Source organism: Gluconobacter sp. DsW_058 (genome assembly GCF_002153615.1).
GTDB classification, from domain to species: domain Bacteria; phylum Pseudomonadota; class Alphaproteobacteria; order Acetobacterales; family Acetobacteraceae; genus Gluconobacter; species Gluconobacter cerinus.
On sequence record NZ_JOPH01000090.1, the window covers coordinates 1 to 314 of the forward strand.

A 314-nucleotide genomic window follows, 5' to 3' on the forward strand; every position below is an offset into this window, starting at 1 on the left:
GCAGAATTTGGTGGCGTAATACGAGATACAACGGAGCTGATATTGATAACGCTACCGCCATCACCAAGGTGTTTGGCGGCGGCCTGGGTCGTCAGTAAAGTGCCAAGCACATTGACATTAAAGAGACGATGGAAATGGTCTTCGGTGATCTCGTCGATCGAAGCAAATTCGTAAACCCCGGAATTATTGACGAGAATATCCAAGCGCCCGAATTGACTGATCGCCGCATCCACGATGCCCTGCGCATCGGATTTACGAGAAACATCTCCCTGAACAGCGACGGCCTGACCGCCATTGCTGGCAATGGCTGAGAC

General features: G+C 51.6%; 1 protein-coding gene. It reads right to left on the reverse strand.

The window, feature by feature from the left end; all coding sequences use genetic code 11:
* A partial coding sequence (locus HK24_RS13370) for an SDR family NAD(P)-dependent oxidoreductase (RefSeq protein WP_143412348.1) occupies nt 1-314 on the reverse strand: 314 nt, incomplete at both ends.